Raw genomic sequence first — 1,787 nt, 5'->3', positions numbered from 1 at the left:
CCCCGTCGTTGGGTCGGCGGCGTCCAGTAGCGCCTGCCAACTCAGGATGCGCACAGGGCCGATGCGCTGCTCGTCCGCCGCCTCGCCCAACACCAGCACGCTGTGCAGGTCTGGGCAATCGGGCAGTGCGTCGGCTAGACTCGCGAGGCGGTCGGGCGAGGTCACCAGGATGCGCACGTTGCAGTCGCGCAGGATGTAGGCGACCTGCTCAGCCTTGAGCAGTGGATTCACCGGCACGAAGACGCCGCCGGCGTGGGCGGTGCCGAACAAGGCGTGGACGGTGTCCAGGCGCTTGTCGAGGTAGACCGCGACGCGTTCGCGTGGGCCGTGATCGACTGCTGAAAGCGCGTTGGCGGTTTGAATTGTTGCGGCAGCAAGGTCACTGTAAGTTTGCGTCATGCGACCGTCGCTTAACGCTTGGGCTTCGGGCCTGTCTGATGCCTGGTTAAAGAGGGCGTGATGGAGCAGCATGGGGGTTCCAAGTCGAGCGGAGCGCGGGGTTCGCGAATGGCATTGTCAATGATAACCCAGGTAGGCAAGGATCTCGAAACGGTGTCTTAAATGCGCGATCTAGCATTATTTCTGATTATGGTTGGTCTAGTGCCGCTCATCTTGATGCGGCCCTGGACTGGCATCCTTGCCTGGTTTTGGGTCGGCCTAATGGCACCTCACTGGTTGCCCTGGGGCTTCATGAGAGGCTTCCCGATGGCTCAAGTTGTTGCTCTGGCAACCTTCGCCGGACTTGTTATCAATAAGGATCGCTCTTCGATACCAATGACACGCGAAATGATCATGCTCGGTATCTTCGCGGCCTATACAGCGATGACGAGCTATTTTGCTGTCAACCCAGATGGAGCTTGGTGGTTCTGGCAACATTTGATGAAGATTTTACTACTGACTTTTTTGGCTCCAATCCTGATCTACGGACAACAGCGCATTATTGCATTGCTGGTCGTCATTACTTTTTCCGTAGGCTTCTACGGCTTTAAAGGTGGTATTTTCGGTATTCTTACCGGTGGTAGCCATATGATTCTGGGGCCGCCAAATTCATACCTGGAAGGAAATACTTTTATCGGATTAGCAATGGTCATGGTTTTGCCACTGACTCTAGTCACTGCGCGAACTTTTAGCCAATGTCAGATTGTTTTTTCCGCTCCAATCATTAATAAGCTGTCAAAGCGTATTGGTTTATTTTTTTATGCAACATTTTGGCTAAGCGGCCTAGCTATAATTTTTACCTTTTCTAGGGGTGCTTGGATTGGATTGATTGCGGTGGCTCCCCTTATTTTTGCCAGATTACAAAGGAAAGGGTTGTTGATTTTTCTTGCTTTCTCCGTTGTTGTTATTGTGGGATTAAGTTTTCCTGATCGAGTGTTGCAACGCTGGGATAGTCTCGTCAATTACGAAGAGGATAACTCGGCGATGCAACGTGTCTTGTCTTGGGGGGTTAATCTCAATATGGCTCTTGAACGCCCACTCCTAGGTATGGGTTTTAATAAAGAGGATAAGGGTATGACCTGGTGGATGGGTTATGCTAATTTTGTTGGTGACTGGGGGCCATCATTGCATAGCCCGCACAGTGTCTATTTTAATCTTCTCGGTGCACATGGGTTTGGGGGGTTGTTGGTTTTCCTATTATTAGGCGCTTTTACCTTTTTTACGTTCAATCGCATCCGCATTGAAGCAAAGCGAAAGCAAAGTCAGCGCTGGTTGTCGGAATATGCCTGGGCGCTTCAGGTGGCGCTCATTGGCTACTTTACTGCTGGAGCATTTCTTGATGTGCCTTA

At 51.4% G+C, this 1,787-nt stretch carries 2 protein-coding genes; one reads left to right on the top strand and one right to left on the bottom strand.

All coding sequences use genetic code 11. The annotated features are described in order from the left end of the window. Positions 1–471: AMP-binding protein (locus VBE63_RS28655; RefSeq protein WP_323686382.1), on the bottom strand; the 471-nt coding region annotated here is incomplete at its 3' end. A 90-nt stretch (positions 472–561) separates the two neighbouring features. Here VBE63_RS28655 and VBE63_RS28650 point away from each other — a divergent pair. Beyond that, positions 562–1,787: putative O-glycosylation ligase, exosortase A system-associated (locus VBE63_RS28650; protein WP_323686381.1), on the top strand; the 1,226-nt coding region annotated here is incomplete at its 3' end.

The sequence above is a fragment of the Lamprobacter sp. genome (assembly GCF_034860625.1).
GTDB lineage: Bacteria > Pseudomonadota > Gammaproteobacteria > Chromatiales > Chromatiaceae > Lamprobacter.
This window is presented reverse-complemented; position numbering and strand designations above follow the sequence as displayed.